1 protein-coding gene and 1 pseudogene are annotated in these 1,885 nt (G+C 51.4%); one reads left to right on the top strand and one right to left on the bottom strand.

The window, feature by feature from the left end; all coding sequences use genetic code 11:
• On the bottom strand, positions 1–492 hold a 492-nt coding region (locus tag H5P30_RS03545), incomplete at its 3' end, for a winged helix-turn-helix domain-containing protein (RefSeq protein ID WP_185691585.1).
• Positions 493–719: 227 nt separating this feature from the next.
• Between H5P30_RS03545 and H5P30_RS03540 the strand changes: the two are divergent.
• A pseudogene (locus tag H5P30_RS03540) lies at positions 720–1,885 on the top strand (IS4 family transposase); the annotation flags it as partial.

Raw genomic sequence — 1,885 nt, 5'->3', positions numbered from 1 at the left:
CTTTTTTTTCACTTCCGGATAGACCTCTCCCATCCACTGCTTCACCTCAGCCGGGCGTTGCTCGTAAGCCTTCTTCAGTGGTCGCTGGGGAGTGAAACCCCAGCGAGCCAAGACTACACTCATCGATTGAAGTCCATACTCGATTTTAAACCGGTTTTTGATCAGCTCTCTCACGGCTTCCCGCGTCCAGAGAGCGAAACGCAGCTTCAATTGATCCGGGGTCTTGTCGGTGATAAGCTTTTGAATCTCTTTCTCTTGATCCGCAGTCATCTTGCGTCCACTTCCATCTTGCCGACCCCGCTTGCCCTTACCGATAGCCGCCCAACCCCCAACCTCAAAGCGTTTCCACCACCGATTCACCGTGGGCTGGGCCACACCAAAATCCTTGGCAACCTGTGTTTGTGTTCGGCCCTTTTTCAAGGCACGGATCGCCTGACGGCGCATCTCTTGCTGGGCATCCTGACTCAGCGTGCGGGCATCTCGATTTTCCATCAGTAAAGATCGCTCGATTATGATCTATTTGTCAAGCGAGTTAATAAGGTTTACTTCCGTATGACTGTTTTCGATTTTGTATTTTAAGTATGGGGAGTCACTAGTGTCCAGTTAAGAGGGGTTTCGATTTTTCCAAGTGATTCATTTGAAGAGTCTTACACAGGATAAAGGTTGTCACGCATTTGAATCGGCTGGCGACCTTCCGTCGCATTCGTTCTCAATAACGGATGAACGCTGGCAGGCTCGTTTTTACTCAGATTACCGATGGCTTGGACCGGAAGGAGTTCGACCGATGCATCAAGCTTTACCCGATGCCCAAGAGCAGTCGCGGATTTACCGCACGCGACCAATTCCTTGCCATGGTCTTTGCCCAGTTGACTTACCGGGAGGGGTTGCGCGAGATCGAGGCTTGTTTGCGCGGGAATCAAAACGCTTACGCGATGGGGTTTCGCGGCAACATTACCCGCACCAATTTGGCATATGCCAACCAATGGAGGGACTGGCGCGTCTACGAAGCCATGGCTCATATCCTCATTCGAAGGACGCGGAGACTTTAGGCAGGCGAGACGAACCCGATGGGTCTCGATGGCATGGTCGTCGCGGTCGATTCGAGCACCATCGATCTTTGCCTGACTCTCTTCCCTTGGGCGGACTTTCGTTCCACGAAAGCGGCGGTAAAGATCCACACGCAGTTCGAACTTCAAGGCTCTATCCCGCTGTTCATCGACGTTACGAAGGGACGGGAACACGATGTGTCTTTCCTCGACCGAATGCCAGTCTCTCCCGGAACGATCTATGTAATGGATCGTGGATACCTCGACTTCGGTCGACTCTTCGGCCTCAGCCAGGCCGGAGCGTTCTTCGTTATCCGTGCCAAACGCAACCTCGACTGCTATGTCCGGGAGTCCCGCAGAGTTGCCAAAATCACAGGTCTGCGCAGCGATCAAACAATCGGTCTGAGCGGAGCCCTGTCCAAGGAACGATATCCCATTGCTTTGCGTCGAGTTCGTTTCTTCGACGAGGAGACTGGCAAGGACTTGGTATTCCTTTCCAACAATTTTTCCATCCCAGCATTGACCGTCGCCTTGGTCTACAAGAGCCGCTGGCAGATCGAACTTTTCTTCAAATGGATCAAACAGAACCTGCGGATCAAGTCCTTCTTCGGAACCTCGGACAATGCCGTCAGAACCCAAATTTGGATCGCCATCTGCACCTATCTTCTCGTCGCCAGTCTCAAAAAGACTCTCTGCCTCGACCACAGTTTGACCCGGATTCTGCAAGTTCTGAGTGTTAACGCTTTTCAGAAAGTTCATATCAATCAGCTATTTACAGAATCCTTCACAAATTTTGACGAAACTCAATTATCTAACCAACTCAACTTCAACGACTTCCT

The sequence above is a fragment of the Puniceicoccus vermicola genome, from assembly GCF_014230055.1.
Taxonomy (GTDB): Bacteria; Verrucomicrobiota; Verrucomicrobiia; order Opitutales; family Puniceicoccaceae; genus Puniceicoccus; species Puniceicoccus vermicola.
The sequence above is the reverse complement of the archived record's forward strand: the minus strand, read 5'-3'. Positions and strand labels throughout refer to the sequence as shown.